General features: G+C 63.1%; 20 protein-coding genes. 9 read left to right on the forward strand and 11 right to left on the reverse strand.

The features are described from left to right. Nucleotides 1-499: 499 nt before the first annotated feature. The 3 genes from ACP_RS09740 to ACP_RS09750 form a co-directional block, all read right to left on the reverse strand. Nucleotides 500-2368 carry a M1 aminopeptidase family protein gene (locus ACP_RS09740; protein WP_148215113.1) on the reverse strand — a complete coding sequence of 623 codons (1869 nt, stop codon included), beginning with the start codon at nucleotides 2366-2368 and terminating at the stop codon, nucleotides 500-502. Beyond that, a complete protein-coding gene (rlmB, locus tag ACP_RS09745; protein ID WP_015897146.1) occupies nucleotides 2365-3177 on the reverse strand; it encodes a 23S rRNA (guanosine(2251)-2'-O)-methyltransferase RlmB in 813 nt (270 codons plus the stop codon). Before rlmB ends, ACP_RS09740 begins: the two co-directional genes overlap by 4 nt. Before the next feature lie 650 nt (nucleotides 3178-3827). After that, nucleotides 3828-6143, reverse strand: coding sequence for a TonB-dependent receptor (locus tag ACP_RS09750; RefSeq protein ID WP_238525523.1), 2316 nt, complete (start codon nucleotides 6141-6143; stop codon nucleotides 3828-3830). A 352-nt stretch (nucleotides 6144-6495) separates the two neighbouring features. Here ACP_RS09750 and ACP_RS09755 point away from each other — a divergent pair, with 352 nt between their 5' ends. The 7 genes from ACP_RS09755 (at nucleotide 6496) to ACP_RS09790 (ending at nucleotide 14664) form a co-directional block, all read left to right on the forward strand. After that, a complete protein-coding gene (locus ACP_RS09755; protein ID WP_015897148.1) occupies nucleotides 6496-7224 on the forward strand; it encodes an RNA polymerase sigma factor in 729 nt (242 codons plus the stop codon). Next, nucleotides 7221-7607: a DUF2304 family protein gene (locus ACP_RS09760; RefSeq protein ID WP_015897149.1), complete on the forward strand. Its 387-nt coding sequence runs from the start codon at nucleotides 7221-7223 to the stop codon at nucleotides 7605-7607. Before ACP_RS09755 ends, ACP_RS09760 begins: the two co-directional genes overlap by 4 nt. Nucleotides 7608-7662: 55 nt before the next feature. Beyond that, entirely contained in the window at nucleotides 7663-8187 is a 525-nt protein-coding gene (locus ACP_RS09765) for a zinc ribbon domain-containing protein (RefSeq protein ID WP_041839467.1), read from the forward strand. A 480-nt stretch (nucleotides 8188-8667) separates the two neighbouring features. Further along, entirely contained in the window at nucleotides 8668-9492 is an 825-nt protein-coding gene (locus ACP_RS09770; RefSeq protein WP_015897151.1) for a LytR/AlgR family response regulator transcription factor, read from the forward strand. A 146-nt stretch (nucleotides 9493-9638) separates the two neighbouring features. Next, nucleotides 9639-10730 (forward strand): FecR domain-containing protein, encoded by a 1092-nt coding sequence (locus ACP_RS18105; RefSeq protein ID WP_041839468.1) that lies wholly within the window; start codon nucleotides 9639-9641, stop codon nucleotides 10728-10730. Between the two features lie 731 nt (nucleotides 10731-11461). Next, complete coding sequence (locus ACP_RS09785) at nucleotides 11462-12718, forward strand: alpha/beta hydrolase family protein (protein WP_015897153.1); 1257 nt, start codon at nucleotides 11462-11464, stop codon at nucleotides 12716-12718. Between the two features lie 455 nt (nucleotides 12719-13173). Further along, nucleotides 13174-14664, forward strand: a complete 1491-nt coding sequence (locus ACP_RS09790) for a hypothetical protein (RefSeq protein WP_148215115.1) — start codon at nucleotides 13174-13176, stop codon at nucleotides 14662-14664. 135 nt (nucleotides 14665-14799) lie between these two features. On the opposite strand, the gene ACP_RS09795 is transcribed toward ACP_RS09790, so the two are convergent. From ACP_RS09795 to ACP_RS09805, 3 genes are all read right to left on the reverse strand, one after another. After that, nucleotides 14800-15015: a hypothetical protein gene (locus ACP_RS09795; RefSeq protein WP_041839471.1), complete on the reverse strand. Its 216-nt coding sequence runs from the start codon at nucleotides 15013-15015 to the stop codon at nucleotides 14800-14802. A 540-nt stretch (nucleotides 15016-15555) separates the two neighbouring features. Beyond that, nucleotides 15556-16152 carry a Holliday junction branch migration protein RuvA gene (ruvA, locus tag ACP_RS09800; RefSeq protein ID WP_015897156.1) on the reverse strand — a complete coding sequence of 199 codons (597 nt, stop codon included), beginning with the start codon at nucleotides 16150-16152 and terminating at the stop codon, nucleotides 15556-15558. Nucleotide 16153: 1 nt separating this feature from the next. After that, the gene (locus ACP_RS09805) at nucleotides 16154-16918 is read right to left on the reverse strand and encodes a hypothetical protein (RefSeq protein ID WP_052294777.1); all 765 of its coding nucleotides are present in this window, start codon (nucleotides 16916-16918) and stop codon (nucleotides 16154-16156) included. Between the two features lie 92 nt (nucleotides 16919-17010). Between ACP_RS09805 and ACP_RS09810 the strand changes: the two genes are divergently transcribed. Beyond that, a complete protein-coding gene (locus tag ACP_RS09810; RefSeq protein WP_015897158.1) occupies nucleotides 17011-17934 on the forward strand; it encodes a Kdo hydroxylase family protein in 924 nt (307 codons plus the stop codon). 23 nt (nucleotides 17935-17957) lie between these two features. Here the strand turns inward: ACP_RS09810 and ACP_RS09815 are convergent, their stop codons facing one another. From ACP_RS09815 to ACP_RS09830, 4 genes are all read right to left on the reverse strand, one after another. Beyond that, complete coding sequence (locus ACP_RS09815) at nucleotides 17958-18560, reverse strand: HNH endonuclease (protein ID WP_238525524.1); 603 nt, start codon at nucleotides 18558-18560, stop codon at nucleotides 17958-17960. Nucleotides 18561-18586: 26 nt separating this feature from the next. Next, nucleotides 18587-19426 (reverse strand): phosphoribosyltransferase family protein, encoded by an 840-nt coding sequence (locus ACP_RS09820; protein WP_052294778.1) that lies wholly within the window; start codon nucleotides 19424-19426, stop codon nucleotides 18587-18589. A 279-nt stretch (nucleotides 19427-19705) separates the two neighbouring features. Continuing rightward, the gene (locus ACP_RS09825) at nucleotides 19706-20167 is read right to left on the reverse strand and encodes a DUF1284 domain-containing protein (RefSeq protein WP_015897161.1); all 462 of its coding nucleotides are present in this window, start codon (nucleotides 20165-20167) and stop codon (nucleotides 19706-19708) included. Between the two features lie 117 nt (nucleotides 20168-20284). Next, complete coding sequence (locus tag ACP_RS09830; RefSeq protein ID WP_169305962.1) at nucleotides 20285-20518, reverse strand: hypothetical protein; 234 nt, start codon at nucleotides 20516-20518, stop codon at nucleotides 20285-20287. A gap of 225 nt (nucleotides 20519-20743) precedes the next feature. On the opposite strand from ACP_RS09830, the gene ACP_RS09835 reads away from it, so the two are divergent. Then, complete coding sequence (locus ACP_RS09835; protein ID WP_015897163.1) at nucleotides 20744-22933, forward strand: OPT family oligopeptide transporter; 2190 nt, start codon at nucleotides 20744-20746, stop codon at nucleotides 22931-22933. A gap of 24 nt (nucleotides 22934-22957) precedes the next feature. Here ACP_RS09835 and ACP_RS09840 read toward each other — a convergent pair whose 3' ends face one another. Next, nucleotides 22958-23989, reverse strand: coding sequence for an LLM class flavin-dependent oxidoreductase (locus tag ACP_RS09840; RefSeq protein WP_015897164.1), 1032 nt, complete (start codon nucleotides 23987-23989; stop codon nucleotides 22958-22960). Between the last annotated feature and the right edge of the window lie 16 nt (nucleotides 23990-24005).

Here is a 24005-nt window from a genome sequence, read left to right on the forward strand (position 1 = left end):
TACTGACCGCCCTCACCTTTCTCATCCCGGCCAAACGAAGTGAGCGAAGGCACCTGCATTCCCTCGCCGCCAACAATCCGCCCCTACCCGCGATGCGTCATTCTGAGCGAACCGGGGTCCCCGGCGTGCGCAGCACGTTGGGGTGGTGAAGCGAAGAATCCCGGCGACGCCTGGGCCACCAAACGCCGCCCCAAGTTTCTCCCACCATGCCCACAAGCAACTTGTATCAGGGCACGGCTTTAGCCGTGCCGCTAACCCCCAATGAAACAAGGGCTTTAGCCCCTGCCATAGCCGGGTGCCCCAGCTCCGTCCTAACCTGGGACCCACAATCCCGCCTTTTGTCACCCCGGCCAAACGAAGTGAACCGGGTGAAAAGCCCAATCAATCGAACCCTCTGTATCAGGGCATGGCCTTAACCCCTGTTGAAGGGTACGGGCTTCAGCCCGTACATCCAACCCCCACTCAAGAGCTGGGCCTCAGCCCCCGAGCGAAACCGCCCCTACGGCTGCAGTGTCTTGATATGCAGACTCGCGCTCACCTCAGGCACGGTGCCGTCATTCACCTGCACAGACACAGGCTGCCCGGCAATCTCCACCCGCTCCGTCACCATCCCATGCGCGGGCACGCGCACCATCCGGGTCACCTTGGTCTTCGTCGAGATCAGCGTCATCGGAACCTCCACCGCCGCATACCCGTGGTTCGTCACATCAATGGCCACCAGCGTCAGCCCCAGATTCTCGGCGCTGGGATACACGTGCGTAATCTCCAGATCCGGCAATCCCGGATCCTCATATACCCAGTCCTTAAAGAACCAGCCCAGGTCCTTGCCGCTCGCCTGCTCCAGCAGCTTCTCAAAATAATCCGGCGTCGTATCCTTCGCCGCGTCATAGCTTGTGAGCGCCTTTGCGAGAGCCGCATCGCCCGCCAGAGACCGCAGCATCCAGAACACATACGCCGCCTTCGTGCGCACATGCACCGGATCAGAAGCCTCCATCAGCGGCTCACCCCCGCCTGCTCCCGGAGAAGCCGGCTCCGCGATCGCCAGCGCCCCGCGCGTGGCCTCCAGATGCTCCAGCGCCGCCTCGCGGCCCTTGGTCTGCTCAATCCACAGCGAAACCATGAAGCTGGCCACACCTTCCTCCAGCCATGGCCGCCGCGAGTGAAAATACGCGTGCGTCAGCGCATGCATCATCCCTAGGTCCAGCGCCTCCGGCTGCGCCGCCAGCAGCGGCGTCAGCAGCACGCCGCCCACCTCCGCCGGAGCATCATCCCCCTCCGGCAAATCCAGCACCGCCAGCGTCGTCCGCGCCTTCGGCCCCAGCCACTTCTCCAGCACCGGACTCACCTGCCCCGCCGCCGTCAAATACGCTTCGGCCTTCGCCGCATCCTCGGGACGCGCATACACCGCCACGGCACCCTTTTCGCTCACCGTGCGCTCTGCCACAAAGATCGACGGAGCCTCAAACCCCAGCCTCCTTGCCGGCACTGAAAACTCCAGCACACCCGGGAACGCCCCCTGTGGCGTCGAAACCGGCGGTCCCAGCTTCACCACCTGCCCGTCCACCATTGCCACATCCGGCGCATGGTTCGCATACTCCAGCGTCACCTGCATCGCCACCGTGGCGTCGCTCTCGCGCATCTTCTGCCGGCCGATCTCTTCAAAGAGCTGGTTGCCCTGCCCCAGCGGAGCGGGCACCGAGCTGACCGGATACCACACCACATTCCCGAAGCCGCGCAATCCCACAAAGCCTTCCGCAACTCGGTCCCAGTCGCTCGCCTCGGCAATCTGCTGCGGCGCGCCCAGTGCCTCCAGCCGCTTGCCCGTCTGCGTGATTTCCCCGCTATAGAGCACCGTCACCGGCATCGTCGCACCCGGAGCCAGCGGTTGCTTCAGCCGGATATCCGCCTCATTCAGCGCACCGGTATGATCGGCGCCACTCTGCACCGTGCGCACCTGATACGGCAGCGCCGCGCCCTCACTCTCAATACCTTCAAACTGCAGCGCAGACGAAATCTGCAACGCCATCTCATCGAGCGGCTGCGCCCCGGCATTCTTCACCGTCAGCCGCGCCTCCACGGCCAGCGAGTGCTCGCGAGGAACCAGATGCAGATTCAAGTCATAGGCAGTGATCGTCAGCGCCTGCCGTTCGGCATCGCTCGCCTCGGGCACCTGCGCGGTCCCGGCCTTCGCCACCGGCTGCCCCGCATTCTGCGCTGGCTTCTGCCCCTCACTCTGCGCCGAGCGCGAAAACAACACCTGCGACCCCGGCGCGGCCGGCAAGCTCTGCGCCCCGGCCGTAGCCGCGAGAAAAACTGCCAGCGCCGCCGTCACCATCGCTGGCCGGCCCGCGCAAAAAACGCACTTCATAAAGCTCCGAGACCCTTGACCTTCTTTTTCTTCACGCCGCCCGGCAACGGAGCCGTCTCCGGCTTGCCCACCCGCCGCTGCCGCGCCGCCTCATACAGCACCACCGCGCCCGCGGCCGAAACATTCAGCGAAGAAACACCGCCCGCCATCGGAATCCGCACCAGGTGATCGCACGTCTTCCGCACCAGGTCGTGCAGTCCCTCGCCTTCGCGGCCCAGCACCACCACGCTCGGCGTTGTCCAGTCATAGGCGTCATAGCTCATCGTGCCGCGCTCATCGAGCCCCACGCACCAGATGTTCTGTTCCTTGAGCTGCTCCAGCGCACGCACCAGGTTCACCACCCGCGCAATGCGAATATGCTCCGCCGCTCCCGCCGAGGTCTTCACCGCCACCGCGCTCAACGGAGCCGACCTTCGCTCCGGCAGCAGCACGCCATCCACGCCCGCTCCATCGGCCGAGCGCAGCAGCGCGCCCAGATTCTGCGGGTCCTCCACCCCATCCAACGCCAGCAGCAGGTGCGGATGCCCATCGGCAGGCGCGGCCATCAGGTCTTCAATGGTCAAAAAGCTGCGCTCGCGCACCACCGCCACCACGCCCTGGTGCGCGTGCGTCTTGGCCATGCGGGTCAGTTGTTCGCGATTCTCAAAGCGCAGCCGCACGCCTTCCGAGCGGCACAGGTCCACAATGCGCTGCAGCTTCTGCGCCGCGCCATGATCCTGCCGCTCGCGGCTCACGCACACATGATCAAACTTGCGGCTGCCGGCGCGCAGCGCTTCTTCCACGGGATGCAGCCCGTATAAAACGTCCACGCCTCCAGTCTACCTTTCCGCCCGCCCCAACGACCTCACACCTTGTCATCCGGCCGAACGAAGTGAACCGGATGCCCCACATCTCCGCCCCGAACCCCGCCTACACCCTCGACGCGTCATTCTGAGCGCAGCGAAGAATCCCGGCGATTTCTCGGATCCAAACACCGCCCGAAGTTTCTCCCACCATCCCACGCCGGGTGCCCCACATCTCAAAGAGATGTGGGTGAAAAGCTCAATCAATCGAAGCCCCCCGTATCAGGGCATGGCCGGGTGCACCCACATCTCAAAGAGATGTGGGTGAAAAGCTCAATCAATCGAAGCCCCCTGTATCAGGGCATGGCCAGGTGCCCCACATCTCAAAGAGATGTGGGTGAAAAGCCAATCAATCGAAGCCCCCCTGTATCAGGGCATGGCCGGGTGCCCCACATCTCAAAGAGATGTGGGTGAAAAGCCAATCAATCGAAGCCCCCCTGTATCAGGGCATGACTTCAGCCCCTGAGGCCCCCCAAAAAACGCTGGTGCCCCATTCCAGCCCGCCGTTGGCGGGAGTGGGTCTACCCCCTGCCGTCAGCCCTCAAGATTTCCCCACCCCCTAAAAAACAAAACGGGCAGGCGCACCGCGCGCCCACCCGCCCTATCGAGCCGCGTCCCTAAAACCGGAACGACATCTCGCCAATCGCCGTTGTCGGAGCGCCCACCTGCAGCGTGTTGTCATTCAACGAGAGCGGATCGCTGTAAATAAACCCGTTCGTCCCGATCGTCGAGTAGTACTGCGCATTCGTCAGGTTGTCCACGTTGAACTGAATCTTCAGCCCATCCACCTCGCCCAGCAGCGCGCGGTGATAGCCCAGGCCCGCGTTGGCCAAAAAGCGTCCCGCCACATGGCCGTCGTTGCTGTAGGTGAAGTAGCGCTCTGACATGTAGTCCGAGCTCAGATTCGCAAAGAAGTGCCGCTGCTTCCACGAGAGCTCTGACTTCCACAGCCCCTCCGGAGCATCCACCGCCACCTTGCCCTTCGTGTACATCTCCGCCTGCCCGGCCGGAAAGATGTTGTTGTCATACACTGACCGGCTCCACGTCGCACCGTTATACAGCGAGAAGCCGTGGCCCAGTTGCACCGTCGCCGCCGCGTCCACGCCGTTGGTCGTCACTCCGCCCACGTTCGACAGGATCGACGCAAAGCCCTGAATGCCCACACCCTGCGCAATCGCCAGCAGCCGGTCATTGAAGTTCACGTGGAAGTAGCTCACCTCGATCGACGTGCGCTTCGTGTTACGGCGGTAGCCCACCTCTTCGCTCCACGCCGTCTCCGGCTTCAGCGTCTTCTTCAACTGGTCAAAACCCGCCTGCGTGGTGCCCCACGGCGTGTTGCCATACCCGTAGCCGCCCGGCTGGTAGGCGCGCACGTTGTACGAGCCGTCTGCAAACAGCTCATCGTGCTTGTCCGCCTTCCAGTCCACGCCGACCTGCGGCAGAAACGGCTTGCCCGACTCCAGGCTGCCCTGCGCATACTGTCCCGGCTTGTACGAAGCATTCGACAGCACCTCGGGCGACAGCTTGCCATCCGTATTCGTCTCCTCCGTCTTGAAGCCAGCCGCCAGCGTCAGGGCCGGCGTCACGTGATACTCATCCTGCAGATAGAACTCGTACACCGTCGTCGGAAAGGAGTAAGCCCACTGCGTCGCAAAAGGATTCTTCGGGAAGTGATACAGCGAGTGCATCGGGCTGGCTACGGACGTCGCATAAAAGCGCCGCGCCAGGTCCCACGTCTCGCCCTCAAACCACACACCGCCCTTCACCCGGTTGCGCGTGCCGTCATATTCCAGCGACGTCAAAAAGCCGCCGCGGGTGATGCCATACTCTGAGGTGCGCAGCGAAATCGGCGACCCATCCGGCGAAGGCGTGTACGGCGTAAACCACAAGCCCCGCCCATCATCGCGATGCCCATAGCCCGTCACCCGCCACAGCAGCTTCGGCGTCACCGCCACCTTCAACGCGGAGTAGCCCAGAAAGTCCCGCCGCAATCCCGACCCCGCATAATAGGCCGCATCGCAGGGGTCCTGGTTCGCCGCCAGCGTATTCACCGGCGACGGATAGCTCCCCTGCCCATCGCACGCATACGCGGCCTGAATCGCCTCCTGCCAGTTCCCGTAGTTGTCCCAGTGGTAGCCGAGCTTCTGCTCCCAGATCTTGTTCAGATCCTGGTAGTCCACCTCGTGCCGGTTTGAGTAGTCCGCGTAGGTCGTCCACACGGCCTTTCCGCCGAAATACTTCACCACCTTCGCGTTGAACTGCGCATACCACTGCCCGATCTGCCCATGGCCCTTCCACTTGTTCGAGCCCTGGTAAACGCCCGCAAGATAAAACTTCACGTCGTGCGGCAGCAGTCCGCTCTCAAATCGTCCATACGTGCGCACTGCATCAAAGCTGCCAAACGACTGGTCCAGCGTGAACGAGCGCTTGTCCGCCGGGTCCAGCGAATAAAACTCCAGCCCGCCGCCCAGGTTGCTCGTCGAGGCCATCGCCACGCTGCCCGTTCCCTGCGAAAGCTCAATCCGCCCCACGTCTTCATCAATCACCGCGCGGCTGATGTGCAACCCATTCCAGTTGCCGTAGGACATATCTCCCAGCGGCACCCCGTCCAGCGTGAACCCGAGCTGGTTCTGGTTAAATCCGCGAATCGAGATGCGCGTCGCCCACTCATAGGCTCCGTAAGGGTCCGAGGTCGTGAAGTCCACGCTCGGCAACTGCGCCACCACCTTGATCGGGCTCGTGCCCGGAGCCGCCTGCAGCATCGACGTGCGGTTCACCGTCTGCACCACGCGCGTTTCGCCCGTCGCCGTCACCGTGACGGTCTGCGTTACCTTGCCCACAGACGGAGCCGCTGCGGTCGTCGCGCCCCCGGCTGGGGTCGTGCTCTGCTGGGCATGCGCCCCCGGCACGGCCAGCGCCGAGAAAAGCGCCATGAAAATGAGAGATTGTTTCCTGCGAATCATCCGGTTCTGCCTCCAAAAAAATCGCAATCGTCGTTCCAGATCCATCAGCCCTCCGCACAGGATTCAGGGTCGCTGCCAGCAGAGGTGGCAAACCCGAAAGCCCGTGGGAGAGCGGAATTTTTTGATCCTACGAAGGAAGTTTGAAGAGACGATGATCGCAGTATGAGCGCCGCTTGAATTTTCGTAACTCCTCTTGAATTTTCGTAACTTATTGATCAACGTGGTGTTTTTCTTGCCACCACCCCGATTCAGCGCGAAGATTGAGGTGTCCCGTTCTCTGCCGGACAGCAGTTCTCTTTACCCGGGACGAAGGAGCCATCCGGTGAAACTTCCAAGCGCGCTCAAAAATTTCGCCTCGCCCGGCGTCTTTGCTCCCGCCGCCTGCGTCTCAGACATTGAGATGAGCTCCGCCGCCATCCAACTCGCAGCCGAGGCCCAGCGTGAAAACTCCGCCGTGGCCGAGGGGCTCAAGCGCCACGACCCTGAGCTGCTCGACACGCTCATCCTGCGCTACCAGCACCGCCTGCTGCGTTACCTGCTCTACCTCACCAGCAACCGCGAGCAGGCCGAAGACCTCTTTCAAGAGACCTGGATGCGCGTGCTCCTGCGCGGCGATCAGTTCAACGGCAACGCGCGCTTTGACACCTGGCTCTTCACCATCGCGCGCAATCTTGTCATCGACATGCGCCGCAAGCGCTCCATGCTGAGCCTCGAAGAGCTCTGCGAAGCCAGCGGCGATGACCGCCCCATGGAAATTCCCGGCAACGGCCGCTCTCCCTTCGATCACCTTGAGCAACTGGAAAAGGGCCAGCTCCTCACCGAGGTGCTGCTCACCCTCGACCCGCTCCATCGCGAGGTCATCCTGCTCCGCTTTCAGGAAGACCTCTCGCTCGAAGAAATCGCGCAGATCACCCGCGCCCCGCTCTCGACCGTCAAATCGCGCCTCTATCGCGGACTCACCGCCCTCAAGCCGCGCCTCAGCGCGCGCACCCAGCAGCCCGCGCCTGTCACGGCGCCGCCTATCCATAGCCCGCGGGGTGCCGCCCGATGAGCCACCTCAACGCCAACACCTCTCCGCGCCATCCCGAGGCCCCCGAAGACCTCGTCAACGCGCTCCATGATCTGCACTCCGCACGCACCGCCGAGCTGGTCCAGCGCACCCGCCGCAATGTCATGGAAACCGCCCACCGCATGCAGTCCGCGCGCTCTGAAGGCCGCCGCCGCATGGGGTTCGTGCTGCTCATCTTCGGCCTTTTTGTTCTGCTGCTCACGCCCGCGCTCTGGGCCTTCTGTGAAGAGATCTTCGGGGCAAACTCCGTCAGCGACGCTACCTCGCTCGCCGTCGTCGCATTTCTCATGCTCTTCAGTACCGTGCTCGCCTTCGCCCTGGGCCAGTCGCGGGAAAGGCAAAGCAGCCGGCGCGGCTACTTCTGATTTTTTGCGCTGGTCCGGATGACCCATCTTCCGGCATGCTGTTACACACACGCTCATGAAAGCAGAAACGCGCATCACCGAAGAATTGCGGCTCATCCCCCGCTGGTCCCTCCTCGGCGGACTCGTCGCCTTCGCGCTCGTCCAGTACTACTTCTGGGTCTTTTTGCCTTCGGTGCGCACGCGCCCGCCTGAGCTGCCCACTGCGCTGCGCTTCTATCTCATCCTCTCCTGGGGTGCGCTCGCCGCCCTCTACGTGCTCATGATCGGCTACATCAGCAATGACGCTCCCCGCCGCGGCATGGACACACGCGTCTGGATGATCTGCGTCATCATGCCCGGCGGCATTGGAGCCGTCCTCTACTTCCTTCTCCGCCAGCCCATCCTCTCCCACTGCCCCTCCTGCGGCGCCAGCATTGAGGATCACTTCCACTTCTGCCCCCACTGCTCCTGGCAGGTCGCCGCCTCCTGCGGACGCTGCTACACCAGCACCCGCGTCACCGACCTCTACTGCAGCCGCTGCGGACACGATCTCGCCAGCGACCACCCGCCCGCCCGCCTGCACGCCTTCAGCCGCGAATGAGGAGTACCGCATCCCCAGGAAGCGGACAAGCCTGACAACAAACCCGCGGTTTTGAAGGGGCAGAACCTCAATCGTGCCACCCCACTGCTTTGCTGCTCGCTGGAGCAGACTTGTATCAGGGCACGACTTCAGTCGTGCCACTCAGGCGCTCTATAGTACGGGCTTCAGCCCCTGCATCCCCGCAAAACCGTATCCGCCCCCAACGCGTCATCCTGAACCACCCATCCCCCTTGTGTCATCCAGAGCGAAGTATCGCAGGCACGCAGTCGAAGGATCTGCGTGCCCGCCGGCCCCCGCAATAATGAAGCGGACAAGCCTGACAACAAACCCGCGGCTTTGAAGGGTACGGGCTTCAGCCCGTACATAAACCAGCCCGAAAATCCCTGCGGCTTGAGCCGCTGAGGGACATTCCCGGCACCCTTCCAGCGTCTTCTCAATACCACGATTCCCCTCCCCCGCCGTATACTCTTTTGTATCGATATGAGCATCACCGCCGTCATCGTCGACGATGAGCAGTTGGCGCGCGAAGAGCTGCAATATCTGCTCGAAGGCGCGGGAGACATCGACATTCTCGCCCAGGGCACCAACGGCATTGAGGCCGTCGATCTCATCCACGGCCATCACCCCGATCTCGTCTTCCTCGACGTCCAGATGCCCGGCCTCGATGGCTTCGCCGTGCTCAAGAAGCTCCTCGACTCCGGCTCCGGCCAGCCCCTGCCGCAGATCATCTTCGCCACGGCCTTTGACCAGTACGCCGTGCGCGCCTTTGACGTCAACGCCATCGATTACCTGCTCAAGCCCTTTGACCGCGACCGCGTGCTGCAGGCCGTCGAACGCGCCCGCAAGCGCCTCGAAGAAAACGCTCCCAACGGCGAGCGCCCTTCCGGCTCGCAAGCCACTCCCGGCACTGATCCGCGTCTCGACACTCTCCTGCGCCTCATCGAACAAGGCCCCGCCGGCCGCCAGCCGCGCGGCAAAATTGTCATCCAGGCGCAGAATCGCCTCTTGCTCGTCGACCAGAGCGATCTCTGCTTCGCCTCCATTGACGAGGGCACCATTACCGTTGCCACCGCAGCCTTTGAGGGCCAGTCCCGCTGCCGCACGCTTGAGGAACTCCTCGAGCAGCTTGACCCCAACCTCTTCTGGCGCGCTCATCGCTCCTACGTCGTCAACATCAACCACATCAAAGAGGTCGTCCCCTGGTTCAAGAGCAGCTACCAGCTCCGCATGGGCGACCGCAAACACACTGAGATTCCCGTCAGCCGCGCGCAAACGCGCCGCCTCCGCGAGCTCTTCAATCTTTGATCCGCCGCCTGCCTTCCCTCCAGATGAAGTCTGCGTCATCTCACAAAACTTCTTCTGAAAACTTGGGTCTTATCAACTTGGGCTTGCCCCGCCCATCGAAACTTTCCCGGCGGGCCACCCATCTAAATCAGTGGAGGGAAAAGCGTATGAGGCTCTCGCGGATCGCTTTCGTTCTGTCTCTGGCGGCCCTGCTCACGCCCGCCGTTTTCGCCCAGGCACGGGCCGTCCCCGGCACCGTCAACTACGTCGAAGGCACGGCATCCATCAACGGGCGCGCCATTCACCCCCACGCCATCGGCTCTGAGGCCGTGCGTGAGGGGCAGTTTCTTTCCACCGATCAGAAAAGCCGTGCGGAAATGCTGCTCACCCCCGGCACCTTCCTGCGCCTCGGCCACGGCAGCTCCCTGCAGATGATCTCCCCCGACCTCACCCGTACCCAGGTGCGCCTCACCGAGGGCAAGGCGATGATCGAAGTCCTGCAGCTCTTCAAAGAGAACATGCTGCTCGTCACCGAGGACGGCGTCACCACCCGCATCGTCAAACCCGGCCTCTATGAATTCGACGCCCACGCCGGCATTGTCCGCACCTTTGATGGCCGCGCCCTCGCCTTCGTGCGCCCCAATGACCCGCACCATCCGGTCGTCGTCCGCACCTCGCATGAATTCCTGATTCCCCCGCAGGCCGCCAGCGGCTCCGTTCCTCCCTCGGTCAAGCTCAAGGCGCAGCACTTTGACCGCAAGCAGGAAGAAACAACCGACGCGCTCTATGGCTGGAGCAGCCTCCGCGCGCGCTACCTCGCCCAGGCCAATATCTCGCTCGCCTACCAGTACGCCGGTTACGGCGGCTTCAACCCCGGCTGGTACTGGAACCCCTATCTCTGGGGCTACACCTGGATGCCCGGCGGCGGCATGTTCTGGGATCCCTTCGGCTGGGGCTTCTACTCGCCCTGGTGGGTCTATGGCGGCTATCCCATCTACGGTGGCGGATACTACGGCGGAGGCTACTACGGGCGCGGCGGCTACATTCCGCCTTACAACAATGCCCACGGCAACTTCGGCCCCGGCCATAACTTCACCGGCGGACCCCGTCCGGCCTTCGGCACCGGCCGCAGCGGCGGACCCATGCCCGCCTTCAACGGCGGCGGCTTCCACGCCGGCGCGGTAGGCGGAGGCGGTTTCCACGGCGGAGCAATCGGAGGCGGAGGCTTCCACGCCGGTGGCGGCGGCATTCACCACTAATCCCGGGCACGAATCTCTAGCCCGGCTCCCAAACCCTGACCCCAAGCCGGCTCCCAAGTTCTGATCTCTGACTTGGCTCTCTCACTCTCGAGGCGGATCGCACCCGATCCGCCTCTTCGCATTTCCAGGAAGCCACCGCCCCCCTGCCATCCCGGCCAAACGAAGTGAAGAGGCCCCTGCAACTCCTCCGCACTGAAGGGTACGGGCTTCAGCCCGTACATCTACAGCCTAAGCAAACGGGGCTTTAGCCCCCGAGGGACAAGCCATTACCCCGCTTGGCCGCTGACATCTCCCCTGGCAACTTCTGCACTCCTGCCATCCCGACCGAACGAAGTGAGTGGAGGGACCTGCATTCCCATCCCGAACTCCGCCCACACCCACGATGCGTCATTCTGAGGCCAACGGCCGAAGAATCCCGGCGAAACTTCGGCCGCCAAACGCCGCCCCAAGTTTCTCCCACCATCCCAGCCGCCCTTCTCCGCGCCGTCGCGGCACCGCGATCCCACCGAACAAAGTCGGCAGGCCCCTGCAACTCCTCCGCACTGAAGGGTACGGGCTTCAGCCCGTACATCTACAGCCTAAGCAAACGGGGCTTTAGCCCCCGAGGGACAAGCCATCCCCCCAGGCCACCCACATTCCCCACCCAGCCCCCGACAACTGACAACTGACAACTGACAACTGGGGACTGACGACCCAAAAACTCCCACAGCCCCACCCGGTACCATAAAGCTATGTTCGGCAAGCTTTACGCCAATTGGATGTACCGCTGGGAAACCGCCCTCACCACCCGCGATGAGAACCGCGTCGTGCGCCCCCTTGAATGGGGCTTTGACTGGCTCGCCGACTTCCTCGAAACCGCCGGAATCGCCCCCCAGGCTGCCGCCGCCACCGGCAACCCCGCCGCCGAAGAAGCCGCCATGCTCGCCCTCAACGAAGCCGTCCTGCGCATGCCGTCCTTCTTCGACTACACCCCGCCCGCGGACTACCGCCTCGAGTCCCGCCACCCCGAGCTCTTCCCCACCAACGTCCGCCCGGAGACCCTCGCAAAAGACGCCGAGCTCAAGCAGCAGGCCCGCGACGGACAGCTCCCCACGGCCGAATTCCTGCGCTTCACCTCGCCCGTCCGCACGCCCTACCCTGAAAACGATCTCGTCAACGCGCGCTGGTTTCCCGCGCCGCCCGAGCGCCAGGCCGGCAAGCCCAGACAGGCCATCATCGTCATGCCCCAGTGGAACGCCGACGCCTTCAGCCACAACGCGCTCTGCACGCTCTTCAACCGCTTCGGCATCTCGGCGCTGCGCCTCAGCAAGCCCTTCCATGACATTCGCCGCCCCGCCGAGCTGGAGCGCTCCGACTACGCCGTCAGCGCCAACATCGGCCGCACCCTCGCCGCCTGCCGTCAGGCCGTGGTGGACATCCGCTGCTGCCTCGATTGGCTTCAGGCCCAGGGCTACGAGCAGTTCGGCATCCTCGGCACCAGCCTCGGCTCCTGCTACGCCTTCATCGCCTCGGCTTTCGATCCGCGCCTGCAGGTCAACGCCTTCAACCACGCCTCCATGAGCTTTGGCGATGTTGTCTGGACCGGCCAGAGCACGCGCCACATCCGCGCCGGCCTCGAAGACGCCGGCCTTACGCAAGCCCGCCTCGATGCCGTCTGGCGCGCCATCAGCCCCGTCTCCTACATGCAGCGCTTCGCCCGCCACCCCAAAAAGGTGCTGGTCGTCCACGCCACCTACGACCTCACCTTCCTCCGCCAGTACTCGCAGGAGGTGCTGCATAATTTCGCCGCCTACGGCATCGATTTCGTCTCGAAGGTCCTGCCCTGCGGCCACTACACCACCGGCGAGCCGCCCTACAACTACCTCGACGGATGGTATCTCGGCTCCTTCGTCTACTCGGCCTTCAAATCACTGGCCGAAAACCCGCTCCCCATCGCCAGCCCCAGCCAGCCGGAAGCGGCCCTGGAACCCGAAGCCACCGCCCAATAAACCCGTTCCCCACCGAGGCGTCATTCTGAGGCCAAAGGCCGAACCGGGCCCCCCGGGAACAGGTCTTCGTGCCCGAGGTGGCGAGCGGAGGGACCGCATTCCCTCGCCGCCAATGACCCGCCCCCACCCGCGATGCGTCATTCTGAGCGCAGCGAAGAATCCCGGCGATGCTTCGACCGCCAAAGGCCGCCCGAGGCTTCTCCCACCATCCCAGCGGCTCTTCTCCGCACTCTCAGCGTCCTGCGCGATAGCTCCCTGGGCTGATCCACTTCTGCAGCTTACTGTGGGCCACTTAGAAGCGCCGCGCGTCTGCAAGCAATCAAGATAGGCGGCATGATATTCAACTTATAATGGGCGTGCTATACCCTACCATCATGCTCACCTGCTCTCAGGACTCCCCCTCTTCCCTTCTTTCCTTTTTCAAAGCCAGATCCGCCCCCTCCCGGTTGCTCCTCGTGGCCCTCTGCTCCCTCGGCCTCGTCCTCGCCGGATGCAGCGGTGGCTCCTCCTCCTCAGGCTCCTCATCTACCTCAGGCACAGCTCCTGGAGGCGGATCGGGCTCCGGAGGCGGCTCCAACAACACCCCCACTCCCGGCGCCGCTAACTCCGTCCAACTCGGCACAGCCACCGTGTTCGACGGCCCAAATCCCGAACCTGCCCAGATCGCCGCCGATGCTTCCGGCGATGACACCCTCGCATGGACTGATCCCTCCGGCCAGGTTTACGTCAGCCGCCTCGCCGCTGGTTCCACCTCCTGGACCACCCCCGTCGCGCTCATCCCCGCCACCTCCACCCTTAAGGCACACGGCGGCATCACCTTCGCGGCCAGCGACGCATCTGGAAATACCACCGTCCTCTTCCAGGCCAGCGACGCCAGCTTTCAGTCCTACCTCGTCGCCAGCACGCTTCTGGCAGGCTCTTCGAAGTGGTCCCAGCCCGCCACGCTCAGCATTCCCGACGCCTCCGGCAGCGCGGCCACGCTCATGTCCAATGGAGACATAGCCGCCGCCTATGGCGGCTCTCTCACTGACTCCGTTCAGGTCGCCACCTTCGCGCCTCAAACGCAGTCCTGGGGCGCTCCAGTCACTGCCGCCCAGTCGCCCACGCTCCTGGGCAACTTCACCATCACCTCCACGCCGCAAAACGCCCTCACCGTCCTCTGGACGGCGAATATCGTCCCCAACAATGACCCCAGCCAGCAGAGCGCCTCCGGCGTCTACGCCGCCACGGCCTCTGGCAGCGCCGGGCCCTTCAGCACACCGGTGGAAATTGACGTCCAGCCCGGAGGAACCGCACCCGGCATAGTCACCTCGCTTCCCGACGCCGTCACCGACACTTCCGGCAACACCACCGCCATCTGGACGGCCAGCCCCCAGGCCGGCGGTGCCACCGATCTCTACGCCAGCCGCCTCGCCGCTGGCTCCTCCACCTGGTCCAAACCTGTTCAGCTAGACACTTCCAGCTCAAACAATCCTTACGTCGGTTTCCCCACTCCCCTGGTCGTTGACGCTCAGGGCAATGTCACCGTCGCCTGGATCGCAGGCATCAACTCGCCTCGAACCGTCCAGGCCGTCCGCTACGATGCCTCCACCAGCCAGTGGAGCACGCCCAGCCTCGTCCAGACCCTGCCCTCCGGCACCGTCGCCGGAATCCCGGCCCTGGCCATCGGCCCCACGCAGGGCGAGGTCTCCGTCTTCTGGAATCAGCCCCCGAGCGCTTCCAGCTCCGGCTCCAACGGCGACATCTACCAGAGCATCTGGTCTTCCGGTTCCGGATCGTGGGGCAATCCCATCCAGGCGGATCTGCCCCTGCCAACCGCCGGAGCATCCGCCGCAACCTTCCCCGTGGCCGCCGTCAATGGTTCCTCCTCCATGGCAGTAGCCTGGGGAGATCCCGTCACCGGAAGCAATAGCAGCTACACCCTCTACGCCAACGTTCTGCAATAGCGCCACCAGCGCAAACCGGAACCCGATCCGGGTGTCTCAGCCAACCATGGCAGGCACCCGGACCTTCCCGCTCCGGACCTCCCGCACGCCTTCCCGAAGTCCCGTTCGCAAGACCCATCGCCCGGCCACAGAAATTCAACCTCCCGTCGCCACCTTCGACTCCGGCGCCTCTTCCCGCGCCTTGCGCGCCCGCTCGTTCTGCTTCCGCACCTGATTCCCCGTCCAGAAAAGTACCGCCGTCCCGGCAAAACAAATCAGCGCCGGCCAATGCGGAATCCCATGCCGCATCAGATCCACACACCCCAGCATCGTTGTGACCAGCCCCACCAGAAACCACGTCTGCGCCTTCAACGGTTTTCCCATGATGAGATAAGAAGCCCAAACCGCCCCGCCGGGTGGCCGCCGGAAATTCACCCCATTTTCGCTATTCTGGAATCAGAGGAATTCACCCAAAAGCGAGGCCCTGCCCCGCTACCGGACAACTAAACAGTTTGAAATCAATAATATGGAGAAGGCTGCGCTTCGCTCAAATAAAATGTGAATCCAGAATCACATTTACAATAATGCGCATTTCACCCATAACATCAATCACGCCAGCGACTTACGCCAATGCCGGCCCGCACATCCGCAAGCCTCTAAAAAAATATGTGCAAATGTGATTTCACATTCACATTCCTTTTGTATCCTGCGCAAGCATCTGAAAAAAATACACTTACCTCCAGCGCACGCAGCGATCACCGCGCAAATTCTGCGAAAAATGTGATTTCATATTCACATTTTCCGCGCTCGCAAGATAATCGCCTTATTTTTCAATTGTTTAGCTTGAAAAATAGCCTGAAAACCGCACGCAACCGCCCAGAATGTGATTTCGCATTCACATTCCGCCGCGCGCTACCGGATCAGCTTCAGCGCCGCCCGGAAGAGCAGGTCGAAATCCTCGCCGGCCGCCGCATCCTTCTCGACCGCCGTCTCGATGGCCTTGAGCGCCGCCGGCCGCTGGTAGCCCAGGTTCAACAGTGCCGAGAGCACATCCTCGGCCGCCGGGCCAGCCGCTACCGGACCCGCCGCTGGCGCGGCCGCGATCAGGTCATCCAGCTTGTCCTTCAGTTCCACCACCAGCCGCTCGGCCAGTTTCTTGCCCACGCCCGGAATCCGCGTCAGGCTCGCATGGTCCTGCGCGCGCAGCGCCGCCACCGTCCGCTCCGGACTCAGCCCGCTCAGCATCTTGATGGCCAGCTTCGGCCCCACGCCTGACACCGTGATCAGCCGCTCAAAGAGCCGCTTCTCCTCCCGGTCCAGAAAGCCGAAGAGCGCAATCGCATCCTCGCTCACCTGCGTGTGAATATGCAGCCGCACCTCGGCGCCCTCGGCCGGCAGCGCCGTGAACGTGGGCACGCTGATGGCCACGTCGTAGCCCACCCCGGCGCACTCCACAATGGCCTGCCCCGGCTGCTTGCTCAGCAGCGTGCCCCTCAGATGCGCAATCATCTCAGCTCCGCCGCCGGTAGCGAATCTCGAACTCGTATCCGCTGTTCGGCGGAAACAGCGCCGCCACATGCCGCAGACGCTCCGCCAGCGCCGGGGCCGTCAGCAGCGGATACTCCCGCTCCCGCAGGTCCACGTAATCGAAGTCCACCGTCAGCGAGAGCATATAGATCGCCAGCGTATCGGCAAAGGTCGCGGCAAAGTAGGCGTTCTTGGCCTGCTCGTCCTCCTGGCCCTTATGTTGAGGATCAAAGGCCCGGCGGCGGCTCTCCCAGGCGTCATGGCTCGTTTCGCCGCGCACCCCGGCCCGCGCCTGAGACGTCACCATCTCGTGAAAGCTCTCCGGCACGCCGACAGTCTCCACAAAGTGGTGGCCCGCGTTGATGAAGAACTCAAAGGCCAGCGCGAAGCGGTCATGCATCAGCCGCGTGGAGATGAAGGTGTACTCCGAAGATCCAAACGGCACGTTGCGGTGGCAAATGGCGCGATCGCCCAGTTCTACGGTGTAGTCGGGCGCAATCGAAACCTGCTCGTCTTCGTGAATGGTGAGCGGAACAAAATAGTAAGCGCGGCGGCTCAGCGCCGCGGCCACGCTCGCGGGCACGGCCTGCACCGTGCGCTCCAGATCGCTTTCAGCCAGGTGGGTCGCGCCAAAGCTCGCGTAACAGATGCCGTTCGGTGCCTGCACCACCTGTGCCTGCTGGGCAACCTGCGATGCAGTAAGAAGCGCCGGAGAAGAGGCCGGCGCGGCGGAAGCAGTCTCTACCATAAACCTGTATTCTAGCCGAGGTGAGCCGCTGCTTACGGGCTTTTCCCCGTCAAAGGCAGCCGAACGCCGGCTCAGATCCAAGGCAGGTCACGATGGCGCTTGTCACAATCTCCCTCGACCAGTTGGTGGAGGGCCACGCCCCCACCCCGGAACAGGCTCGCGACTGGTGCGCGCAACTGGAAAGCGGCGACATTCTCTACTTTCCCCAGACGCCCATCGCGCTCTCCCCCGACGACATCGCCTTTCTGCGCGGCCAGCAGCAGACCGACAGCTCGCTGCACAAAAACATCGCCTACAAGCCCAGCCTCGACAAGCTGAGCGGCTTTGACGCCAAAACCGCCAACGCCGAGGCCGTCGCCCGCCTGCAGTCCGTCATGCGCGGCTACTCGCAATCCGTGGTGCGCTTCCTCACCGGATTCCTCTCCCCCTACGCCGCCCAATGGAAGCTCGATTACGCCAGTTTCCGCCCCCAGGAGGAGCAGAACCGCGACCTGCCGCTGCGCCGCCGCAATGACCGCCTGCACACCGATGCCTTCCCCACGCGGCCCACGCACGGCGCGCGCATCCTGCGCTTCTTCAACAACATTCACCCGGATCGCACCCGCGACTGGGTCGTCGGCGACCCCTTTGCCCAGACTGTGCGCCAGTTTGCCCCGGCGCAGATCGCACCCCGGCCCGGCACGCTGGTCTCACGCTCCGGCAAGGCCCTCGGCCGCGCCCTGGGATTAAGCAAAGCCCTGCCCGGCCTCAAGCGCACCCCCTATGACGACTTCATGATGCGCTTCCACAATTTCCTCAAGGAAAACGAGACCTACCAGCAGCAAACCGCCCGCTATCCGTGGCAGTTCCCGGCCGGCTCCAGTTGGATGGTCTACACCGACACGGTTCCCCACGCCGTGCTCGCCGGCCAATACGCCCTCGAGCAAACCTTCCTCGTGCAGCCTGAAGCGCTCGTCCGGCCAGAAGTCTCACCCCTGCGCGTTCTCGAAGACATCGCCGGCGCCCGGCTGGTGTGAGCGCAAATCAAGCCTTTCTTAAATTATTCGTAATAGAGATACTTTCTCCATTTAAGGTCCGAGTGGCCGATCATGCGCATGATGTGGCGGCTCGTGTGCAACGAGAAGGGCCGCGGCTCGCGCAGCAGCTTCATCTCCGTCTGCTCGTGCAGCAACTGGTTGCCCTTGCGCCGGTTGCAGGCGTGGCAGCAGGCGACCAGATTCTCCCACGTGGAGAGCCCTCCGCGCGAGCGTGGAAGCACGTGATCGAGCGTCAACTCGCCCGCCGGCAGCACCACGCCGCAGTACTGGCATGTGTTGCGGTCGCGCAGCAGAATGTTCTTGCGCGAGAGCGCCCGCGTCTGGTGCGGAATGCGCCGGTACTCCAGCAGCCGGATCACCGATGGCAGCGGCATATGCGCGCGCGCAGCGTGCAGAATGGCTCCCTGTTCTTCCTCAGTGCGGGCGACGCCCTTGAGCACCAGCACAAGAGCGCGGCGCGCGCCGCAAATGTTGATGGGCTCGTAGGACGCATTGAGCACGAGCACCGGAGTCTGCATCGATTGCCGCGAGGCCGGAGTGCGGGGTTCCGCGTCTGCCATGGCATGGCATTTGGCCAGGGATTTCTGCTTGCGTGCGTGAATCATAGCTCTCCCGAGTGACATCCTTTCCCTCAATTCAGGGTCTGTTCGCCCACCTCCGCGTCGCTGGTTCCCCAGAACGCGACATCCTCGTGCATCGGCCGCTCCTGCTCCGATGCCTGCTCCGCAGTGACAGCAAACTCGTCTTCGGGGGCGCCAGACCCTGCTGGCCGCAGCAGCGCATCAAAGCGCTGCGCACGCGCGACAGTGGCCACGCGCACACTGGCGGCTCCGGCCCGCCGCAGCGCCAGGCTGCAGGCGTGGGCGGTCGCTCCCGTGGTGTAAATGTCGTCGATCAGCAGCACGTCGCGGCCTTTGACGGCAGCCTGCGCCCGGCCCTCAGGCACAAAAAAAGCGCCACGCACATTGACGCGACGCTGATTCGGGCTGAGGCCCGCCTGGCTTTCCGTAGCCCTGCGGCGCTCGAGCCCCCCCGCACTCAAGCGAAGGCTCATTTGCGGGCGTAGGTGGCGCAGAGCGCCCACGATGCCCTGAGCCAGCAGCTCAGCCTGGTTGAAGCCGCGCTCGTGCCTGCGCCTGCGATGCAGCGGCACGGGCACCACCAGCAGCGCGGCAGGCAGATCGTGCATCGCGACAATATGCTGTGCGGCTAAGGTCGCCAGACGAGGGGCGATCGGCTCCATGCGATCGTACTTGAGCAGATGCAGCAGCTCTCGCAACCCGCCTTCATACACGCCATGCGCCACGGCCTGGACAAACGGCGGCGCGGCCTCGGCGCAGGCCGGGCAATGCGGTTCTGAATTTTCAGCAGAGAAATGGTGCGGAAGAAGTTCGCCGCAGAGGTGGCAGAGAATGCCCGCTTGCGCGGGCAGATGATTCCAGCAGGAAGAGCAGACCGGAACGCGCGTCATCTCCTGAAGCGGCTCGCCGCAAAGGCGGCAGGGAGATGGCAGAAGAACAGTAGAAAGGTTGGAAACCGTGTCGTGAGCGGTACTTCGAAGCACGCGAACCACCGCGCGCCAGGCCGACATCTCGGATGGCGGAACTTCATGCGGCAGCAGATGCGTCTGACTGCTGAAGGCTCACCCCTCACGGTAAGCCGGACTGAGAGCGCCCGGCTCCCTCTTGGCCACGAGTATACGGAGATTGCACCGGCAGCGCAACGTCGAGCCACCGGGGACTCAGAGAAGTCAGCCGGATCGGCGCGTGTCCTCAGGCCTGGCAACCAGGCTCTCCAGCAGTCGCGTCCCTGCAAAACCCTGCTGCGCGATGCCGTCGCACAACGGCTTCCACTGGCAACCTTCACAGGCGCGACGCACACGGCCGGACGCAAACGCGGCGCGCAACCCTGCCAGGCGTTCCGCACTGAGAACGATCTGCAGTCCCGGCACAACCTGCAGCCCGAGCAAGCTGGAGACGTCCTCTGAGGCAAGCCGGTCGCGCTCCCGCACGCTGGCACCCGTGCAGTGGCCGTCAGGGCCGCAAACCAGCGGCGCGCAGATGTCGTCATGCCCTGAAGTGATCTCGACTGTTTGCCGTCCGTCAGCGATGCGCCGCGCCAGGGCGTCAAAATTCGCCACAAACGGCGCACTGTATCCATTGCCCGCGTAGGTGAGCATGCAGAGAAGATGGTGGGGGCGCAGGCGAATCATAAACAAACCCGCACTGAATCTATCGCCCCGCGCAGGAGAACGCAATTTTCGATCACTGCGAGGCGGAATTGCATCGCCGGAATCGCAGCGGAGTGTTCCCCGGACAGTCTGACCGAGTTACTGCGCCACGAAGTCTGTCAGCAGAAGCAATACTGCCACCACGTCAAGAAAACCCCAGACCAAGGCAACAGCCTGTAAGACTTTCCCGCTGACAATGAAACTTTTACGCAGTGTTTCTTCGCGCGGCGCCTGAGGATTCAGCTTCAGGGACCACTCGCGGCTCTGCTGGATGGCCATGCTGCCCATCTCATAGACGCCCCACAACACGAGGATACTCAGCAAATAGAACAAGATACGCATTTCTCTTTCCTTTCTTGCGGCGCCTGTTTAGCGCTGTCTCTTTGGTGTTCTCACTGATCTATGTAGCAATCAGCGTGCCAAGTCATGTATTGGGTTAGCATTCTGCGCTTGAAGGGCCTCTGTTTTCAAGCGGGAACTACTGTTTTTGCCTATGGACGGACTGATAAACTCCCCCTTTCCAGCGAATTCACAAAACCCGTCAGGGAGGCAGTACCTTTGAGCACGACGTTTCGACCTTATGTAAGCGCAGAAGAAAACCGGAAAGAGCTGACATTCCGCGCCATTCTGCTGGGCTGCTTTTTTGGCCTGGTCTTTGGCGCGGTCACTGTCTACGTGGGGCTCGAGGCAGGGCTGACGGTAGCGGCGTCGATTCCGATTGCGGTGCTGTCGATCAGCGTGCTGCGCGCGCTGGGCCGCGCGTCGATTCTGGAAAACAACATCGTGCAGACCACCGGCAATGCCGGCCAGTCGATTGCCTCGGGCGTGATCTTCACGCTGCCCGCGCTGATTTTTCTGGGCTTCAACCTGGAGTATTCGCGCATCTTCATTCTCGCGCTGCTGGGCGGCTGGCTGGGCGTCTTCTTCATGATTCCGCTGCGGCGGCAACTCATTGTGGAGGAGCATGGCAACCTCACGTATCCCGAAGGCACGGCCTGCGCGGACGTGCTGCTGGCAGGCGAGCATGGCGGATCCTTTGCGAGCCGCGTTTTTCTGGCGCTCGGGCTGGGCGGCGTCTACACGCTCTTTCAGAATGCAAACCTGCTGGGCGCATGGCCTGACACGCCGGATTACCAACCCGATTTTGGTCCGCAGCATGTGTTGAAGGGCGCGGCGATTCGCGCCGATTGCACGCCGGAGTATCTGGGCGTGGGCTACATCATCGGGCCGCGCGTGGCGGGCACCATTTTTGCCGGCGGCGTCTTCTCATGGCTCGTGCTGATGCCGGCCATCTACTTCTTTGGCTCGCACTTTCCAGGTGCGCTCTATCCGGCGACGAAGCCGGTCTCGCAGATGTCGCCGGGCGATCTGTGGGCAGCCTACATTCGCCCCATGGGCGCGGGCGCGGTGGCCGCGGCTGGCCTGATCACGCTCATCAAGACAATTCCGACCATTGTGAGCGCGCTGCGCTCGGGCATTGCCGATCTGCGCAAGTCCGCGAATTCGACCGCAGCCCGCTCGGCGCGCACGGACCGCGACTTCCCGATGAGCACGGTGCTGATCGGCAGCGTGGCCGTGATCCTGATGATGTTTTTCTTCCTCACCTTCAAGCCGATTCCGGGCGCGCAGACAAGCTGGATAGCCAATCTCGCGGCCTCGGTGCTGATCGTGATCTTCGGATTTCTATTTGTAACCGTGTCATCGCGCATTGTGGGTTTGATCGGCAGCTCGGCCAATCCCGTAAGCGGCATGACGATCGCCACGCTGATGGCGACCTCGGCCATCTTTCTGGTGCAGGGCTGGACGGCCCCGGCCTTTGGCGCACTGGCCATCACCATCGGCGGCGTGGTCTGCATTGCCTCGGCCAATGCCGGCGATACTTCGCAGGACTTGAAGACGGGCTTCCTGGTGGGCTCCACGCCCTGGAAGCAGCAACTCGCATTGATGATTGGCGTCTGCGTTTCCACCGTTGCGATTGGCGCGACGCTCAATGCGATGAATCGCGGGCTGGAACAATTTGTACCCATGTCGCGCACGTGGAACATCAGCGCGCCGCATCAGGGCGTGCAGGTGCAGGGCCATCTAGACCGCTCAGAGATTGCCGTGACCGAGCCGGGCAACAAGACGCAGATGATGCCCGGGCATCCTTTCATTGTGCTGAATGCGCTCGGCTCGCATGAGCTGGCCGACGGCAAATATCTGTATGATCCGGCGACCGGCAAGATTCAGGTGCAGTGGATTCAGGGCATCGGCAGCGCGCGTGCCGCGGCACCGCAGGCACGTCTGATGGCGACGGTCATCAATGGCATTCTGACACAGCAATTGCCATGGGGCCTGGTATTGCTGGGCGTCTTTCTGGTCATCGCTGTGGAGCTGCTGGGCATTCGCTCGCTCTCATTCGCCGTGGGCGCTTACCTCTCGATTGCGACAACCCTCGCAATTTTTGTGGGCGGCGTGGTGCGCTGGATGGTGGATCGCGCGGCGGCGAAATCGGGCGAGGACACCGAGAGCGAAATCAGCCCGGGCTCGCTCTATGCCAGCGGCCTGATTGCGGCCGGCGGCATCATGGGCCTGATGGGTGTAGCGCTCAAGCTCTACGAGAGCGTGGTGCACAAAGAAAACATCATCACCCTGCCGCACACCTTTCTCTACAACGACTGGGTGTCGGTCGGCATGTTTGCGCTTCTGGCCTTTTCGCTTTACTACTTCGCGCGCAAGCCTTTGAAGAAGACCGCGAGCCAGGACTGATATGTGCCGGGCGGCGGCCGGCTGTTAGCGAGCCGCCGCCGGCTGCATCACCTGCGCGGAGAAACGCTCCATCTCCTGCAACTGCGGGCTCGATTGCAACAGCACGATCTCAACGCCTACGCTGGCAAACTCTTCGAGGCGCGCGCTCACCTGTTCAGGCGTGCCGACCAGGCCGCTGCGCAAACCCCGGTTTGAGACCGAATAATCTTCAAGAGAAATTTTCTGCTCGAGTTTTGAGCCGGTGATCCACTGCTGGTAGTTGGCGTAACCGCGCGCGGACTGCTTCACGTCAGTGATGCGCGCAATCTCGCGCTGGGCCTCGGCCTCGCTGTCGCGCACGATGGCGTATCCAGCCACGCCGAAGGTCATGGGCGGCAGGCCGAAGGATTCGCGGCGTGCGCGCATGTCGGCAATCTTTTTGCCGACGGTTGCAGGATCATCCCCATGCATGAGGTAGGCATCACACTTCTGCGCGATTAGATTCTTCGCCGTCTCTGACTCGCCGCCCGCATAAAGCGTGGGGCGTGGCTGCGAGAGCGGCTTGGGCGAGAGCGTGTTGTCTTTGACGCTGTAGTACTTGCCCTCAAAGGAGAAGCCCTGCTGCGACCAGCAGCCGTTCAGTACATCCAGCCACTCTGAGGTGCGCGCGTAGCGGTCATCGTGCTGATCAAAGTGAAGGCCATACTTGGTGGCCTCATCCGCCCACCAGCTCGAGACCACATTGAGCGTCAGGCGGCCGCCGGAGATGCGGTCAATGTTTGCGGCCTGCTTGGCCAGCAATGCCGGGTTGTGAAAGGTAGGCCGCACGGCAACCATCAGCTCCAGCTTGCGTGTGACGGCAGCGAGCGCGGCCGCAGTGGACCAGGCATCGAGCGAGGGAGCCTCGATGCCCTTGATGTCATTGAGATTCAATTCGGCGATGAGCGTGAGGTCATAGCCGAGATCTTCGGCGCGCTGGGCCAGGTGCTTCACGTAGTCCCAGGTGGGCTCCATCTGCTCGTCTTCGACGTTGCGGAGCCATCCTCCAAATACCGGCAGCCAGAAGCCGTAGCGCATCGTTGTTTCTCCTGTC

Origin of the sequence: Acidobacterium capsulatum ATCC 51196 (assembly GCF_000022565.1) — a bacterium.
In the GTDB taxonomy this organism is placed as follows: domain Bacteria; phylum Acidobacteriota; class Terriglobia; order Terriglobales; family Acidobacteriaceae; genus Acidobacterium; species Acidobacterium capsulatum.

Coding starts and splice junctions, on each gene's coding strand:
- ACP_RS09740 (WP_148215113.1), bottom strand. CDS start 2,368: ATGAAGTGCGTTTTTTGCGCGGGCCGGCCAGCGATGGTGACGGCGGCG.
- ACP_RS09750 (WP_238525523.1), bottom strand. CDS start 6,143: ATGGCGCTTTTCTCGGCGCTGGCCGTGCCGGGGGCGCATGCCCAGCAG.
- ACP_RS09760 (WP_015897149.1), top strand. CDS start 7,221: ATGAGCCACCTCAACGCCAACACCTCTCCGCGCCATCCCGAGGCCCCC.
- ACP_RS09765 (WP_041839467.1), top strand. CDS start 7,663: ATGAAAGCAGAAACGCGCATCACCGAAGAATTGCGGCTCATCCCCCGC.
- ACP_RS09770 (WP_015897151.1), top strand. CDS start 8,668: ATGAGCATCACCGCCGTCATCGTCGACGATGAGCAGTTGGCGCGCGAA.
- ACP_RS18105 (WP_041839468.1), top strand. CDS start 9,639: ATGAGGCTCTCGCGGATCGCTTTCGTTCTGTCTCTGGCGGCCCTGCTC.
- ACP_RS09785 (WP_015897153.1), top strand. CDS start 11,462: ATGTTCGGCAAGCTTTACGCCAATTGGATGTACCGCTGGGAAACCGCC.
- ruvA (WP_015897156.1), bottom strand. CDS start 16,152: ATGATTGCGCATCTGAGGGGCACGCTGCTGAGCAAGCAGCCGGGGCAG.
- ACP_RS09805 (WP_052294777.1), bottom strand. CDS start 16,918: ATGGTAGAGACTGCTTCCGCCGCGCCGGCCTCTTCTCCGGCGCTTCTT.
- ACP_RS09810 (WP_015897158.1), top strand. CDS start 17,011: ATGGCGCTTGTCACAATCTCCCTCGACCAGTTGGTGGAGGGCCACGCC.
- ACP_RS09815 (WP_238525524.1), bottom strand. CDS start 18,560: ATGATTCACGCACGCAAGCAGAAATCCCTGGCCAAATGCCATGCCATG.
- ACP_RS09820 (WP_052294778.1), bottom strand. CDS start 19,426: ATGACGCGCGTTCCGGTCTGCTCTTCCTGCTGGAATCATCTGCCCGCG.
- ACP_RS09825 (WP_015897161.1), bottom strand. CDS start 20,167: ATGATTCGCCTGCGCCCCCACCATCTTCTCTGCATGCTCACCTACGCG.
- ACP_RS09840 (WP_015897164.1), bottom strand. CDS start 23,989: ATGCGCTACGGCTTCTGGCTGCCGGTATTTGGAGGATGGCTCCGCAAC.